Raw genomic sequence first — 612 nt, forward strand, 5'->3', positions numbered from 1 at the left:
TTATGCATTCATAGCACAAGACTTTACTACTCAAGCAGCTTTATATACTCATCACCAATACATTGCAGGGTTCATCATGACAGGGGCTTTTGCTCATGGAGCTATTTTTTTCATTAGAGATTACAATCCGGAACAGAATGAGGATAATGTATTGGCAAGAATGTTAGACCATAAAGAAGCTATCATATCTCATTTAAGTTGGGCTAGTCTCTTCCTAGGATTCCATACCTTGGGCCTTTATGTTCATAATGACGTCATGCTTGCTTTTGGTACTCCAGAAAAGCAAATCTTGATCGAACCTATATTTGCTCAATGGATACAATCGGCTCATGGTAAGACGACATATGGGTTCGATATACTCTTATCTTCAACGAGCGGTCCCGCTTTCAATGCGGGTCGAACCCTATGGTTACCCGGATGGTTGAATGCTGTTAACGAGAATAGTAATTCGCTTTTCTTAACAATAGGACCTGGAGATTTCTTGGTTCATCATGCTATTGCTTTAGGTTTGCATACAACTACATTGATTTTAGTAAAGGGTGCTTTAGATGCACGCGGTTCCAAATTAATGCCGGATAAAAAAGATTTTGGATATAGTTTTCCTTGCGACGG

1 protein-coding gene is annotated in these 612 nt (G+C 39.5%); it reads left to right on the top strand.

Translation table 11 applies throughout. From position 1 onward, the window contains the following. On the top strand, positions 1 to 612 hold a 612-nt coding region (locus QQK43_RS23790; RefSeq protein ID WP_284309658.1), incomplete at both ends, for a photosystem I psaA/psaB family protein.

This window comes from Hydrogenophaga electricum (genome assembly GCF_030160815.1).
Lineage (GTDB): Bacteria > Pseudomonadota > Gammaproteobacteria > Burkholderiales > Burkholderiaceae_C > Hydrogenophaga > Hydrogenophaga electricum.